8 protein-coding genes and 6 pseudogenes are annotated in these 14,341 nt (G+C 68.8%); 7 read left to right on the top strand and 7 right to left on the bottom strand.

The window, feature by feature from the left end; all coding sequences use genetic code 11:
• The 4 genes and pseudogenes from AOK23_RS07940 to AOK23_RS07930 all read right to left on the bottom strand — a co-directional run.
• The coding region (locus AOK23_RS07940) for an IS6 family transposase (protein ID WP_055712041.1) at positions 1-661 on the bottom strand (661 nt) is incomplete at its 3' end.
• A 51-nt stretch (positions 662-712) separates the two neighbouring features.
• A pseudogene (locus tag AOK23_RS51850) lies at positions 713-925 on the bottom strand (AAA family ATPase); the annotation flags it as partial.
• 492 nt (positions 926-1,417) lie between these two features.
• The gene (locus AOK23_RS07935; protein ID WP_055712040.1) at positions 1,418-2,554 is read right to left on the bottom strand and encodes an ABC transporter substrate-binding protein; all 1,137 of its coding nucleotides are present in this window, start codon (positions 2,552-2,554) and stop codon (positions 1,418-1,420) included.
• Positions 2,555-2,725: 171 nt separating this feature from the next.
• Positions 2,726-3,769 (bottom strand): LacI family DNA-binding transcriptional regulator, encoded by a 1,044-nt coding sequence (locus tag AOK23_RS07930; RefSeq protein ID WP_055712039.1) that lies wholly within the window; start codon positions 3,767-3,769, stop codon positions 2,726-2,728.
• A 322-nt stretch (positions 3,770-4,091) separates the two neighbouring features.
• On the opposite strand from AOK23_RS07930, the gene AOK23_RS07925 reads away from it, so the two are divergent.
• The 6 genes and pseudogenes from AOK23_RS07925 to AOK23_RS07900 form a co-directional block, all read left to right on the top strand.
• Complete coding sequence (locus AOK23_RS07925) at positions 4,092-5,042, top strand: carbohydrate ABC transporter permease (RefSeq protein WP_055712038.1); 951 nt, start codon at positions 4,092-4,094, stop codon at positions 5,040-5,042.
• Entirely contained in the window at positions 5,039-5,860 is an 822-nt protein-coding gene (locus AOK23_RS07920) for a carbohydrate ABC transporter permease (protein ID WP_046703145.1), read from the top strand. Before AOK23_RS07925 ends, AOK23_RS07920 begins: the two co-directional genes overlap by 4 nt.
• Entirely contained in the window at positions 5,857-7,161 is a 1,305-nt protein-coding gene (locus AOK23_RS07915) for an ABC transporter substrate-binding protein (protein WP_240496300.1), read from the top strand. Before AOK23_RS07920 ends, AOK23_RS07915 begins: the two co-directional genes overlap by 4 nt.
• An 84-nt stretch (positions 7,162-7,245) precedes the next feature.
• Positions 7,246-10,428 (top strand): family 78 glycoside hydrolase catalytic domain, encoded by a 3,183-nt coding sequence (locus tag AOK23_RS07910; RefSeq protein ID WP_055712037.1) that lies wholly within the window; start codon positions 7,246-7,248, stop codon positions 10,426-10,428.
• Between the two features lie 77 nt (positions 10,429-10,505).
• Positions 10,506-10,865: pseudogene (locus tag AOK23_RS07905) on the top strand ((5-formylfuran-3-yl)methyl phosphate synthase); the annotation flags it as partial.
• Between the two features lie 8 nt (positions 10,866-10,873).
• A pseudogene (locus AOK23_RS07900) lies at positions 10,874-11,059 on the top strand (aldehyde dehydrogenase family protein); the annotation flags it as partial.
• A gap of 107 nt (positions 11,060-11,166) precedes the next feature.
• Here AOK23_RS07900 and AOK23_RS44660 read toward each other — a convergent pair.
• The 3 genes and pseudogenes from AOK23_RS44660 to AOK23_RS44655 form a co-directional block, all read right to left on the bottom strand.
• Positions 11,167-11,446 (bottom strand): annotated as a pseudogene (locus AOK23_RS44660) (IS5/IS1182 family transposase); the annotation flags it as partial.
• A gap of 324 nt (positions 11,447-11,770) precedes the next feature.
• Positions 11,771-13,411 (bottom strand): RICIN domain-containing protein, encoded by a 1,641-nt coding sequence (locus tag AOK23_RS07895; RefSeq protein ID WP_055712035.1) that lies wholly within the window; start codon positions 13,409-13,411, stop codon positions 11,771-11,773.
• 111 nt (positions 13,412-13,522) lie between these two features.
• Positions 13,523-13,916 (bottom strand): annotated as a pseudogene (locus AOK23_RS44655) (RICIN domain-containing protein); the annotation flags it as partial.
• A gap of 47 nt (positions 13,917-13,963) precedes the next feature.
• On the opposite strand from AOK23_RS44655, the pseudogene AOK23_RS07890 reads away from it, so the two are divergent.
• A pseudogene (locus AOK23_RS07890) lies at positions 13,964-14,314 on the top strand (thiamine pyrophosphate-requiring protein); the annotation flags it as partial.
• Positions 14,315-14,341: the final 27 nt, after the last annotated feature.

Genomic DNA, 14,341 nt, shown 5'->3' with positions numbered 1-14,341 from the left:
TGGTCATTTCGGCTCGGTAGTCGGGGGCGGTCATCAGGTGGCGTCGGGGCCGGAAGTGGGGTGAGATGCCGCTGAACGCGGACAGGAACCGCTGGGCTGTGCCGGTGCCGCGGAAGCCCTTCATCGCCCGTTCGCGCTGCCTGGTGGGCTGGTGGCTGTTCTCGGCCCGGTTGTTCAGCCCCTTGTGGGAGCGGTGCTCGACGGAGGGCATGATCTCGCGGTGGGCCGCGCCGTAGGAGCGGAGATTGTCGGTGACGATCACCCGCGGCACCATGCGGGTCTTCTTCATCAGGCGGCGCAAGAAGCGCCTGGCCGCGGCCTTGTCCCGGCGGTCCTGCACCAGGATGTCCAGGACGTTGCCGTCCTGGTCGACAGCCCGCCACAGATACTTCTGTTCCCCATTGATCTTGATGAAGACCTCGTCCAAGTGCCACTTGTCACCAGACCGGGGCCTGCGGCGGCGCAGCGAATCGGCGTAGGTCTGCCCGAACTTGCCGCACCAGCGGCGCACCGTCTCGTAGGAGACGACGATCCCGCGCTCGAGCATCAGCTCCTCGACCTCGCGGAAGCTGAGCGGGAAACGGTGGTACAGCCACACACAGTGGGAGATGACCTCGACCGGGTACCGGTGACCCTTGTACGACGGAGCCACGGCCCCCACGAAACAGCCCCTTCCAACACGATCAACCAGAAGATCATCCCACCCGGCCAACCAACGTGACAGCGCCCGCACGAGCTCGTCGTCACCGAACAACCTCTTGACCAGCCCCAGCGATACATCCTGTTCGGCCGACACCCCGGCGACTTCCCGGACCACCGCTCCAGCGGCACGCGCCTCTCGTGCGAACCGTTCGACCAGGTACGTCTTCCCCACTCCGGGCGGGCCTGTGACGGTTGCAACTCCGCCGCCTTCCGCGAGGGCCATCCGCATGAACTCCCACAGCGCTGCCATCGCTTCTTCCCGACTGGCCACCGAGATACCCTCACCTCTTCACGCAAGGCCGACATTTCCTACTATTCAGCCTGTCGAACCCTCACCCGAACCCGTCCGTGGGCGGAGTCGGCGCGGGTGCACCGCGCGCCGACCGCGGACGTGAGCAGCCGGCCCCGCCCCGATGTCCCGGCAGGGCGGGACCGGCTGTTCTGCCGGACTTACGGACAAAACACCGACGGCAAGGGGCAGTCCGTGCCGGGTCGGCCGTGCTCCTTCGCCGCGCCCCGGAAACGGGCCGCACCTCCCGGGCCGTGCCGCTGGACACCGTGCGTTCCTCCGTCGCTTCGGCCTGGAGCACACCTCCGGCTTGATGAGGCGGACACCCGGCCGGCCCCGCCGGAAGCCCAGCCACGCCGACACCGCCGGCGTGGCTGGGCCGGGCTGATCACCGTCGCCCACACCCGGCGCCGCCTCGTACTCCCGCTACGCCCCCGGGTGCAGTCCGAGCACGCCGGGCGTCGGGTCGCCCTTGACCTCGCCGAAGTACAGGGCGAAGGTCTGCTTCCAGCGCTCGACCGCGGCGCGGTCCTCCATGAAGCGGGGGAAGCCGTCCACATGGGCGTCGGGGTACTCCCACATCGGCTTCAGACCCGCCGGGGGAGTGATGTCGGTGCGGACGGACCAGCCGTTGAAGGAAGCATTCTGCATCTCCTTCGACAGCTGCCAGTTGAGGAACAGCTTGGCGGCCGTGGAGTTCTTCGCCTGCTTGAGGACGGCCACGCGCTGGCCCCAGGCCATGAACGGATGTCCGGCGCCGATGGCGAACGTCACGGGAGAAGTGCTGACCGCGGACCCCGCGGTGCCGACACCGATGACCTTCTGCCCGCCGAAGACGGCCTCGGCCGGGGTGTTGCTGCCGCGCGCGAACCGCACGTCCTGGGCGGCGAACTTCGCCACCCAGTCCCAGCCGTACTTCTGCACGTACAGCGTGAAGAGGTACAGCACCGCGTCGTCGTCGTGCGGGAAGGCGGAGGCGATCTTGCCCTTCCACTTTGGGTCGACCAGGTCACGCGGGGTGAGCGGTGTCTGCGAACCGACCGCCGCCGTGTTGTACATGAAGCTGAAGGCGAGCGCGGTGGTGGCCACCCATGCGCCCTGCGGGTCCTTGAACCTGTCGTAGACCTTCGAGAATCCGGCGGGCTTGTAGTGCAGCAGGCGGCCCTGTCCCTTCCAGCGGGTGAAGTCCTGGAGGGTCTGGAGCTGGACGACGTCCGGGACGAGGGTGTCGGTGGCGAACTGGTTGTCGACGCGGACGTCCTGATACTTGCTGTAGTCGACGATCAGTGTCAGGTCGATGTCCGGGAAGCGGGCCTTGAAGGCCGCCTTGGTGCCGTCCTGCTGGGTGGGGGTGTCGCCGCCGGCGTAGACGACGAGCTTGCCGCCGTCCGCCAGAGCGGCCCGGTAGAGCTCGTCGAGCGTCCGCGTCTCCTCCCGTCCGCCCTTACTGCGGGAACCCGCGGGGGAGGCTGCGGCCGGACTGGCGGCGGCGCCGAACGCACCGACGCCGAGGGCGGCGCCTGCGCCGGTGGCCAGGACATGTCGCCTGCTGAAGCTTGACACGTTGGGGAGACCTTCCTGATGGGGGGTGAAGCCCGGTGCATGGCTCGGCCATGACCGTTGGGCACCCTCCATCCTGGCTCCGCAAACACGGATGGGCAACGTTTCCCAACAGTGGAATCCAAAATTCAACCGAACTATTGAACGCCCACCGCGCAGCTCGGCGTCGAATCCTTACACCGTCGGTCGCGCCGTCGACCGTCGAGGCACGAGGGTGGGGGAGAGGGTGACCTGGGTCGAATTCCGGCTGCGGTCGGCGATCCGTTCCAGTAGGAGGCGCACGGCGTTTCTGCCCATCTCGCGGCCCGACTGGTCGACGCTGGTCAGCGAGATGGGAGCGAACGCGGCGAACGTGGTGTTGTCGTATCCGGCCACCGAGAGGTCGCCGGGCACGGACAGTCCGGCTTCGCTGACCGCGTCGAGCACCCCCATGGCGACTATGTCCGCTCCGGCGAATACGGCCGTGGGCCGGACGGTGGCGGTGCGGGCCAGCAGCTCCTTCGCGCCCAGGTAGCCGCCTTCCTGGGTGTAGCTGGTGGAGATCACGTTGATGCATTCCTCCAGCCCGTGCGCCCGCATGGCCAGTCGATAACCGTCGGCGCGCCGGGCGTTGGGCATCTCCGCAAGGCGCGTCGGGTCGGTCTCGCGATGTTCGATGTGGGCGATCCGACGATGTCCGAGGCCGGTGAGGTGGCCCACGACCAGGGCCGCGCCCTCGGCGTCGTCGTCGACCACGGTGTCGTACAGCGGGGACTTGCCGTGTCGGCCGACAACGACGGTCGGTGCCGAGGCCGCGATGTGCTCCAGATGCGCGGGCGGGGACACGGGCGCGACCAGGATGATGCCGTCCATGCCGCGGTCGATCATCGCCTCGGTGACGCGGGCCTCCTCCTTCTCCCCGTTGCAGCCCGGTCCCAGGAACACCTGGTATTCGGTGTCCGCCAGTGAGGCGGTGACGCCGTCGAGGATCTCGGGGAAGAAGGGGTTGCGGATGTCGGGCAGCATGACGCCGATGGTGTAGGTCTGCCCGCGCAGGCCCCTGGCGCCCGCGTGCGGCCGATAGCCCAGCTCGTCGATCGCCCGGCGTACCTTCGCGCGCATCTCCGGGCTCGCTCCATAAGCATTGCGCAGCACTTTCGACGCGGCGGTGGTCGACACCCCGGCGTGCTTCGCGACATCGACGATGGTGACGCGACGAGGCCGTGCCGGCGGCTCCATCCTGCTCCCTCCCATCGGGAAACGTTGTCGCCGAGTGTACGGACGGACAACGCAGTCCAGCAGGCGCTGAAACGGTCGCAGTTCCGAACCGTCGTAACAATCGGGCAGCGTGTGCGGCATCTTGACGTCACACGGGCCGCTCTCTAGGGTTCTGGCACACCCTTTTGGGAAACGTTGCTCATGCGGGACTCCGAGTCGACCAGGCCCGGCGTCGGGCCGCACCACCCCCATGCGCGGAAGTCGTCGCGTGCTCCCGTGTCGTATCGGCCCGATCCCTCGCCCGGCGATCTGCTTGAATCGTTTCAAGACAGGAGGTCCGTCGGTGACCCTCGCCCCGCACGAGCAACTCCCGGACCACGACCGGCCCCCGGATCCACAACCGGTGGCAGCCCGGGTCCGGCGGGCGCGAACCGCGCCGCCCTGGTGGTTCGCGCTCCCCGCGCTGCTGCTGTTCGCGTTCGTCGTCCTGGTGCCGAGTGTCCGCGGTGTCCACTACGCCTTCACCGACTGGGACGGCCTGGATCCCGACTTCTCCTTCGTCGGCCTGGACCACTTCTCGGAGATGTTCCACGACGCGGACGCGAAGCAGGCGATCTGGCACACCTTGCTGATCGCCGTGTCCATCACAGTCGTTCAGAACGCCCTCGGTCTGCTGCTGGCGCTCGGCGTCGACACGGCCATCAAGTCCCGGAATGTGCTGAGGGTGTTCCTGTTCGCCCCGGCCGTGATCACGCCGATCGTGACCGCGTACCTCTGGCGCAATCTGCTCGGTCCGGACGGTGCGGTCAACAGCCTGTTCGGGGCGATGGGGTTGGGCGACTGGCGGCAGGACTGGCTGGGGAGTCCGGGGCTTGCGTTGTGGGCGGTGGTCGGGGTGACCGTCTGGCAGTTCGCGGGCTACTCCATGGTGATCTTCCTGGCCGGGCTGCAGTCGGTGCCGAGGGAGGTCCACGAAGCGGCGGCCATCGACGGGGCGGGCCCGGTCCGGCGCTTCTGGTCGGTCACCCGGCCGCTGCTCGCTCCGGCCCTCACCATCAACCTGATGCTGTCGATCATCGGCGGCATCAAACTCTTCGACCAGGTCTACGCGTTGACCGGCGGCGGGCCGGGACACGCCACCGACACCATCTCGACCCTCATCTACAAGGACGCCTTCACGCTGGGGGAGTTCGGCTACAGCATCGCACTCGCGGTCGTGCTCACGATCATCGTGGCGGTCGTCTCGACCGGGCAGTACGCCGTGCTGTCCCGCAACGAGAGGGCCGCATCGTGAGCCGCTACCGCCCGCGCACCCTCGCGCTGGAACTGACGATGATCGCGGTCGCCCTGGTCGTGGGCTTCCCGGTGTACGTCCTGGTCAACCTGGCCCTGCGACCTGCCTCGGACACCTCGTCGCCGATCAGCCCGACGACCTCTCCCACCTTCGACAACTTCACTCAGGCCTGGCAACAGGGCTCGCTGGGCGGGGCCTTGGGCAACAGCGTGCTGGTGACCGCCTGCAGTGTCGTCATCGTGCTGGCCGTGTCGTCGCTCGCGGCGTACCCGCTGGCCCGCGTCACAGCTCGCTGGTCGCGGGGCACGTATCTGACCTTCCTCCTCGGCCTGGTCCTCCCCTTCCAGCTCGCCTCGCTGCCGCTGTACCAGACCATGCGAGACATGGGCCTGCTCGGCACCCCTTGGGCGCTGGTCCTCTTCTACTCCGGTCTCCAAGTCCCGTTCACCGTCTTCCTCTACGTCGGCTTCCTGCGCGCTCTGCCCCGCGACTTCGAGGACGCGGCACTGATCGACGGCTGCACTCCGCTGCAGGGCTTCCGGTATGTGGTCCTGCCCATGCTCAAACCCGTGACCGTGACCGCTCTCGTGCTCAACGCGGTCGCCGTGTGGAACGACTTCTTCACTCCGCTGCTGTACCTCAGCGGCAGCGCCCAGCAGACCATGCCGGTCGCCATCGCCGGCTTCGTCGGCCAGTACGTCACCGACTGGAACCTCATCTTCGCTGCTTTGGTGATCAGCATCCTGCCCGTCCTGCTTGTCTACTTCCTGTTGCAGCGCAGCATCATCAACGGCTTCGCGGGAGGACTGCGCGGATGATCACGTGGCGCTTCCCCGAGGGGGACATCATGAAGACACGCAAACTCCCGGTCCTGATCGCGACGTTGACGTCCGTGGCCGTGCTGGCCGCGTGCAGCGGCGGCACCAAGGCGGGCTCCGAAGGCGGTTCGGGCGGCTCGAAGACGCTGACGCTCGCCTCGGTGGACCAGGGCTCGATCGAGGACGTCGTCAAGGCGTTCGAGAAGGCCAACCCCGGTGTCAAGGTCCGCTACACCACCAGCGGCGCCGACCAGTACCAGCAACAGATCCGCACCCAACTGTCCTCGGGCACCGCGCCCGACGTGATGTCGGTCTGGCCCGGCAACGGAAACCCGGGCGCCACCTATGTCCTGGCCAAGCCCGGCTATCTGCGCGACCTCTCGGACCAGCCCTGGGCCGCCAAGATGCCAGACGCGATCAAGAGCGTCGCCCAGTACGAGGGGAAGACCTACAACGCGATCTTCGGTCAGAACGGCATAGGCGCCGTCTACAACGAGCAGGCCATGAAGAAGGCCGGACTCACTCCGCCGGAGACATGGACCGACCTGCTGGCCTTCTGCAAGGCCGCGAAGGCCAAGGGCACCCCGGCCTTCGCCCTGGGCAACCAGGACAACTGGGTCACCCAGCTCGTCCTTTACGCGCTCGTTGCCACGACCGTCTACGGACAGGACCGCGACTTCGACCAGAAGATGCAGGCCGGCCAGGCAACCTTCGCGAAGTCACTGTGGACCACCGCCCTGGACAAGTACCTGACGATGGAGAAGACCGGCTGCTTCCAGAAGAACCCCCTGGGCACCAACTACGAAGCCAGCCAGCAACTCGCGGCCACCGGCCAGACCTTGGGCATCGTGCAGGGCAACTGGGTGATCGCCCTGCTTGAGGCGAAGAACCCGAAGGCCACCTTCATCCTCAAGGCGTTGCCCGCCAACGACTCTCCGTCCGAGACGATCATTCCGGCGGCAGCGGGCGCCGGCTACGGCGTCAACGCCAAGGCCAAGAACGAGGAACTCGCCCTGAAGTTCGTGAACTTCGTGATGTCCCCCGAGGGCATGAACCTCTTCGTCGAGAAGCAGGGCGGCCTGCCCTCCCTCCCCGACACGGGATTCAAGGCTGACCCCTCGCTCGCCGAACTCTCCGAGTTCATCGGCTCGGACCGCACCGTGCCGTTCTTGGACCAGCTCTGGCCCAACGGGAAGGTCCAGCAGACCATGCTCAGCGGCCTCCAGGAGATCTTCAGCGGTCAGTCCACGCCTAAGAAACTCCTCGACGAGATGGACGCCGACTACAAGGCCGGGAGCTGAGCGGGGCCATCGGGCACGTGGGCGCACGTCCAGGTTCTCCAGGTCTTCTCGAAGCAACTCCTTTCGAATCAACGGAGGTTCGGCATGTCCGGCACAGCGGGCGGAGCGTTCAGTCGTAGACAGGTCGTCGGCACCGTGACCGTCTCCGCGGCAGGGCTGGCGCTGCCCACCGTCCTCGGTCCTCTCACACCGCAGGCCTACGCGGACGGGAACGGCAGCAGACATGGGGCGATGGTCACTGCTCTCGCGGTCGATGGCCGCGAGGACAACCCGCTCGGCGTCGACGACCCCGCCCCGCGACTGAGCTGGCGGGTGGAGGGAACCGCCGAGGGATGGACGCAGGCCGCCTACCGGATCCGCGCGGCGCGCACCGAGCCGGATCTCGACAGGGGCCGTCTTCTGTGGGACAGCGGCAAGGTCCGCTCCTCGGCCCAGACCGACGTCGCCTGGCACGGTCCTGCCCCGGCCTCGCGCGACCGGGTCGTCTGGCAGGTGCGGGCGTGGAGCACCGAGGGCGAGGCGACACCGTGGAGCCGGCCCGCCTCATGGGAGATGGGGCTCCTCAAGCGCTCCGACTGGGGCAAGGCCCGGTGGATCGAGTACCCGGGCCGCACCGTCGACCAGCCACTGCCCGTGTTCGCCCGCGCTTTCCGCGTGGACAGACGCCGAGGGAAGATCGTCAGGGCGAGGCTGTACCTGTCCGGCGTCGGACTGCACGTCGCCCGACTCAACGACAGACCCGTCACCGACGAGGTACTCGCGCCGGGCAACTCGAACTACCAGCTCTCCACCGAGTACCGGGTGTTCGACGTCACCGGTCTCGTCCGCCACGGCGACAACACTCTGGGCGTCGAACTGGGCCACGGCACGGCGCTGGTGACGCGGTCCGTCGCGAATCCCACGACCGGCCGCACGGCACCGTACAGCTGGTGGCAGAGCCAGTTCAAAGGCAGCGGTGGCCTCGTCGCGCCCGCTGCCCGGGGCGCCACCACCATCAAGGTCAACAACGTGGCCAATTACCACGTCGGTGGCACCGTCAACATCGACACGGGTGACGGTGGCGAGCGCCTGGAGTCACACACGATCACCGCGATCGGTACCGCGGGGGCCGACGGCACCGGCATCACCTTCGAGCCCGGGCTCGCCTCGGGACACGAGAACGGCGCCGTCGTCACCGGCTCCGGCAACCCGCTCGCGAGCACCGATGCCAGTGCCGGCGCCGCCGTCACACCACGCCTGATCGCCCGCCTGGAAATCACGAAGGACGACGGCAAGGTCGAGACCGTGGTCAGCGACCGCTCGTGGAAGGCGGCTCTCGGCCCGACCACCACGGCCAACTGGTACTCCGGCTCCGACTACGACGCCCGGCGCGAGCAGCCCGCCTGGACCGTCCCCGGCGCGGACCTCGGCGCGTCGGTGAAACGGCGCGACGGCACGGCCATGGGCTGGACCGCCGCCGGAATCGCCCCGCCGCCCAATCTGACCACCGAGCTGGTGTGGCGCGTGGCAGAGCCGCTCAAGGTCGTCGACAGACTGCGTCCGGTGAGCGTCAAGCAGCCGCAGCCCGGCGTGTGGGTCTTCGACTTCGGGCAGAACATCGCCGGCTGGCCGCTGCTCACGCTCGACGCCCCGCTCCCGGCCGGCACCACCGTCAAGCTGTATCCCGCCGAGTCACTGAACGCCGACGGCAGCGTCAACCAGGCATCGATCATGGGCGGCGGCGCGGCACGCGGCACCGACGTGTTCGCTGCCTACACGACGCACGGCGGTGAGCGGGGCGAGCGCTGGCACCCGCAGTTCCACTACTTCGGGATGCAGTGGCTGCAGATGACCGGCCTGCCCGAGGGCTACGTCCCGACCCGGGACACGGTGACCGCCCTGCAGATCCACGCGGACGTCCCGGAGGCCGGCTCCGTGCGGACCTCCGACGACCGGATCAACCGCATTCACCGCATGGCCCGCTACTCGATCATGAGCAACACCATGTCCACCTTCACGGACTGCCCAGGCCGCGAAAAGCTCGCCTACCCCGCCGACTACGTGCAGCCCTTCGGATCCATCCACCGCACCTTCGGATACGCGGCCTACCTGCGCACCATGCAGCGCCATCTGGCGGAGGGCCAGTCCAGGGCCGGTGCCGACATCGGCAACGTGGCGCTCAAGGCCCCGGTGTACGACTGGGGTTACACCGGCCGGTTCGGCGACGAGATCAACTGGGGCAACGGCATCATCCTGGTGCCCTGGCTGCTGTACGAGACGTACGGCGACACCCGGACGATGGCTCGCTACTACCCGCAGATGCAGGCCTTCCTGGGCTACATCAGGACCAGGAAGGCAGGCACCGGCACGAACGCCCGCATCGTGGACGCGGCCCTGGCCGACTGGATCGCCAGTGAGAACACCTCGGGCCGCATCACCGGAACCTGGGGCTACCACCAGATCGCCGATCGCATGGCGAGGATGGCGGCACTGCTCGGGCGTGAGGCCGACGCGGCCGAGTACCGCAGCCTCGCGGTAGGCATCAAGGACGCGTTCAACGACGCCTTCTACAACCAGGCCCTCGGCCGCTACACCGCCGAGGGCGACCAGGGCGGTGCCGGGGCGACACAGGCCGCGCAGGCGCTCGCTCTGGACGAGGGCCTGGTACCGGAGGGCGAACGAGGGAAGGTTCTCGACGCGCTGGTCGAACTGGTCCACGCCCACCGGCCGTTCGGTGGAGGTCCACACTTCAGCGGCGGCACCATCGGTCTCGCCCCGATCGTCAGGGCCCTGCACGACGGCGGTCGCGACGACGTCCTGTGGGACGTCCTCCAGGAGGACACCCGTCCGAGCTACGGCTACTTCATGGCGCCCACCCTCGCCAACCCCGGCGGCCTGACGACCGTTCCCGAACAGTGGGACATGGGCAACTCCAAGAACCACATGATCCTGGTGCAGATCGAGGAGTGGTTCCACAGCGGCCTGGTGGGCATCCGCCAGGCACGCGGCAGAGCCGGCTACCGCGAGCTGGTGATCGACCCCCGCCCGGTCGGTGACCTCACCCATGCCGAGGGCAGCTACCGCACGCCGTACGGCGTGGTGTCCGTGCAGTGGGTCCGTAAGAACGGCAGGTTCCGCCTCCACGTGGCACTCCCGCCGAACACCACGGCGGAGGTCCGCATGCCTATGGGCGACCGCGCCACCTACGTCGTCGGCTCGGGCCGGCACACGTTCACCACCCGCGATCCGCTGACCGATTCCCGGAACACCGAGAGGACCGAGGTGTGAGCCATGAGGCGCACAGCGCGGACGACGCCGACCGCGATGTCAGCGAGGAACCCGCACCCCGCGGACATGGAACGGCAGTGGGCCCTCGGACCGTGCCCGACATCGCCGCCCGCTCCGGCGCCGACGCCGCCATGCTCGACACGGCGATCAAGGACGGGACGCGGCTGTTCGACCACGTGCCGCCGGACGCCTGCGCCGAGTTCGTCCGGCTGGCCCACGCCGCTGGCCTGCTCGCCGCGCTCGCGGGCAGTGTCAAGCAGGCCGACCTCGGCCCGCTGACCCGCATCGGCACGGACATCGTCGGGGTGCGCGGAGCGGTCTGCGAGGGCGGCGACCGCAACACAGGACGGATCCGGCCGCACATGGTGGCCGCCTTCCGGGCGGAGATGGACCGGCAGGCCCGGGAGCACGCGGCCGGCGTCACCGCCGTGAGCTGACCGCCGATATGCCGACCTCCGAGCCCGACCGCTTCCCCGGACGCCGGGCCCCGCGTCTCGCCGTCGTCGATCCGGCCACCGGAGAGGTCTTCCAAGAGGCCCCCGACCAGCAGCCGGACGCACTGGACGCCGTCGTCGACCGGTCCCGCCGGGCCTGGCACGGCTGGCGCGCCGATCCCGCCGCCCGCACCAGTACGAGGTCGCGCACCGGCAGGTGGCCGAGCAACTGACCGTCGTCATCCGCGCCGTGGGCGTGAGGGAGTGGACGACCGGTAGCGCGTGCGGACCTACGACCTGCCCGTCATCGCACGGCCGGCCACGCCCCAGGGTGGATCACGGTTTCGGAGCTGGCGGGAAGGGGCTCGTAATCGCGGGACAGGCGTCGGTGCAGCATGAGCCAACCGGGGCTTCGTTCTACTGCCCAGCGCCTTTTGATGACGTGAAAGCCGCGGATTTCCGGGTTTCTATTGACGACTTCGACATCTTTTCCGAGGTTGGCGCCGTGCTCGATGACGGTGTTCGTGAAGTCGGTGTCGACCCAGCTTTGGAGAGGGCGGGTACATTGTCTTGGCCTGGTCGACCTGGTAGGTCATGAGACGCCACTGCATCCCGACGGCGTTGGCCGGCGCGCGACTTGGGTGACCGGGGCGATGCGCCGCTCAGCCGCCTCTTCCTACCGGCACCTTGATGCGGCAAGGATGTGCGTGTGGTCGGCTCGTCGTCCACGGCGGTCTTGCGTTGACATGATGGTCTTGAGGAGCCGGTATGTCTTGGCCGTCATCGTCGGCAGCAGCTGCCCGCAGGCGCACGGATGACGGGCCGTTCCGTCCGGCGCCCCGTCCGGCGCCTCGTATGCGGAGAGGGGGCGCCGAACGGAACTACGCCGTCCGGGAGGTGGGCACCGCTCAGGAGGTGAGCAGCGCGAGGTCCACGGCGTTGGCGATGGCCTGCATGCCGGCGCTGTTGGGGTGCAGATGGTCGCCGCTGTCGTAGGCGGGGAGCAGTCGCGCCGGGTTGGCCGGGTCCCGGAGCGCCGCGTCGAAGTCGATGACCGCGTCGAAGGCGCCGCTGGTGCGGATCCACTGGTTGACCTGGGCGCGGATGGCGGCCTTGTCGGTGGTCTGCGAGGAGTGCGGCAGGATCGTCCCGCCGATGATCCGGACACCGGCCTGGTGTGCCTGGTCGATCATGATCTGGTAGCCGGCGATGATCTGGTCGGCGGGGGTGGGGGTGGTGGTGTTGTTGATGTCGTTGATGCCCTCCAGCACGATGGCGTTCTTCACGCCCGGCTGGGTCAGGACGTCGTGGGAGAACCGGGTCATGGCCGCGATGCCCTGCTGCGCGCTCGGGCTGTCGGTGACCACGCGGTTGCCGCCGATGCCCGCGTTGACCACGCCGAGGCGCTGGCCGCCGGACTGGGCCTGCAGCCGCCGGGCGAGGTAGTCGGGCCAGCGGTGGTTGGCGTTGTTGGTGGCGCTGGAGCCGTCGGTGATGGAGTCGCCGATGGCCACGACGGTTCCCTTGGCCGTGGGTGACACGACGTCGAGTCCGGCGACGTAGAACCAGCGGGCCGTGGTGGTGGTGAAGTTCGTCGCGGCCTCCTCGGCCGCGTGGTTGCCGGTGCCCGCGGCGGACAGGTAGGAGGTCTGGTGGGCGTCGTTGTGGTAGGTCGAGGCGCCGATGGTGCCCGGGAGGTAGACGCTCACCAGCAGGTTCTGCTCCGCGACGACCTGCATCGGGATGACGTCGCTGGTCATTTCCTGCCCGGCTGGGATGGTGGGCGTGGCCGACCGGCCGAAGGTGACGGTTCGCGTGGTGCCCGCGACCGCGGTGGCGCCGCTGGACTGGACGGCCACCGTGACGGCACCGACCGAGAGCGCAGTGGTGCTGCGCAGGTTGGACAGCCGGATGCGCAGCCCCGCGCCGGAGGTGTTGTTGTGGACGACCATCCGGATGGTCTGCTGGGTGAAGGTCTGGCCGCCGCTGACCATGGCCGGGCCCCAGGTCGCCGAGCGCGGGCGCTCGGTCAGGCTCCACTTCTGGTTGGCCGTGGTCTTGCAGGTGTACTGGATGAGCGCGCGGTCCTCCGCGGTGGAGCCGCCGTTGACGTCCAGGCACAGGCCGCTGTGGGCGGAGACGATCGCCGAACCGCTGAAGGTCCAGCGCTGGTTGCCGGCGCCGGTGCAGGGCCACTGGATGATCGCGGTTCCCGCGTTCGTGGAGCCGTTCTGGATGTCCATGCACTTGCCGCTGTTGATGTTGACCAGCGAGAAAGTGCCGTCGCCGTGGTCGACCGCCTCCCACAGCTGCCCGGGACCGCCGGAGGCGGTCTTCTGCACGACCGCCGCTGCGTTGGCCAGGGAGTCCGACAGCACGGCGGCGTTCTTGCCGCTGTGCGCCGCTGTCAGCGCGTAGACGTGGCCGCCTTGCGGCGCGCCCGCGGCCGAGGCGTCTACCGCCGGGACGAGGACGAGTCCGACAGCGGCCAGACAGGTGGCGGATGCCGTGGCCGTGAGTCTGGCGGAGAGTCTTCGAAAGGTGTGCATGTGCGGCCCTTCTTTGCTGGGTGGGGACGTGCGGCTCTTCCGCGTGGGGACGTGCGCGACTTCTTCGTGGAGACGTGCGGGTGGAGGGGGCTGGGGCGCTCAGGAGGTGACGCTCCGCAGCGCCTTGATCTCGTAGTAGCCGTCGCCGGTCTTGGTGAAGGTCCACTTCTGGTTGGCCTTGTTGAGCCAGGGCCACTGCAGCACGTTGCTGTTGTTCGCGGTGGTCCCGCCCCTCCACGTCGGCGGCCTTGCCGCTGTGCCGGGCGACCAGCCGGTAGACGGTGCCGTCGCCGGGCAGCGTGGTGGACAGCAGTGCCGACTTGGCCGTCCGGCCTCCGATCCTCACGCCGCCCATGTTCGCGTAGCCGCCGGTGGCCGAGTTGGCCCGGATCCGTACGAAGCCCACGTTCCGGGCGGGCCATTTGGCCACCTTGGTGGCGCGGTCGCCGGCCCAGGTGCCGGTGGCGACCTGGGTGAAGTTCGTGCCGTCGGTGCTGGTGGAGATGCACGAGATTCGCCCAGGACGCCACCTTCCACAAGACCGCCGGGCTGGAGATGCGGGCGATGGAGGGCGCGCCGTCCTTCCTGCCCTCGCAGGAGCTCCCGGACGTCCAGTACGCCGCCTTCGCCCGCTCCCTGGGCCTGACCGGCATCCGCGTGGAGCCCGAGGACGTCGAGGCCGGCCGGCGCGCGGGCCTGGAGGCGGACGGCCCCGCGGTGATCGAGTTCCTGGCGGACCCGGCGGACCCGGCGGTCCCACCGGTCCCGCCGCACGCGACCTGGCAGCAGATGGAGACCACCGCCGAGTCGATCCTGAAGGGCGACGCGGACCGGGGGTCGATGGTGCGGCAGGGCTTCAAGCCGAAGGTGCAGGAGTTCTTGCCGGGGCGCGAGAAGAAGTGACGCGACGCCACATGCAAGCGGGAGACT

It is taken from the genome of Streptomyces torulosus, assembly GCF_001419765.1.
Lineage (GTDB): Bacteria > Actinomycetota > Actinomycetes > Streptomycetales > Streptomycetaceae > Streptomyces > Streptomyces torulosus.
The sequence above is the reverse complement of the archived record's forward strand: the minus strand, read 5'-3'. Positions and strand labels throughout refer to the sequence as shown.

Excerpts from the sequence above, each read along its gene's own strand:
- AOK23_RS07930 (WP_055712039.1), bottom strand. The coding sequence starts at position 3,769 with ATGGAGCCGCCGGCACGGCCTCGTCGCGTCACCATCGTCGATGTCGCG.
- AOK23_RS07915 (WP_240496300.1), top strand. The coding sequence starts at position 5,857 with ATGATCACGTGGCGCTTCCCCGAGGGGGACATCATGAAGACACGCAAA.
- AOK23_RS07910 (WP_055712037.1), top strand. The coding sequence starts at position 7,246 with ATGTCCGGCACAGCGGGCGGAGCGTTCAGTCGTAGACAGGTCGTCGGC.
- AOK23_RS07895 (WP_055712035.1), bottom strand. The coding sequence starts at position 13,411 with ATGCACACCTTTCGAAGACTCTCCGCCAGACTCACGGCCACGGCATCC.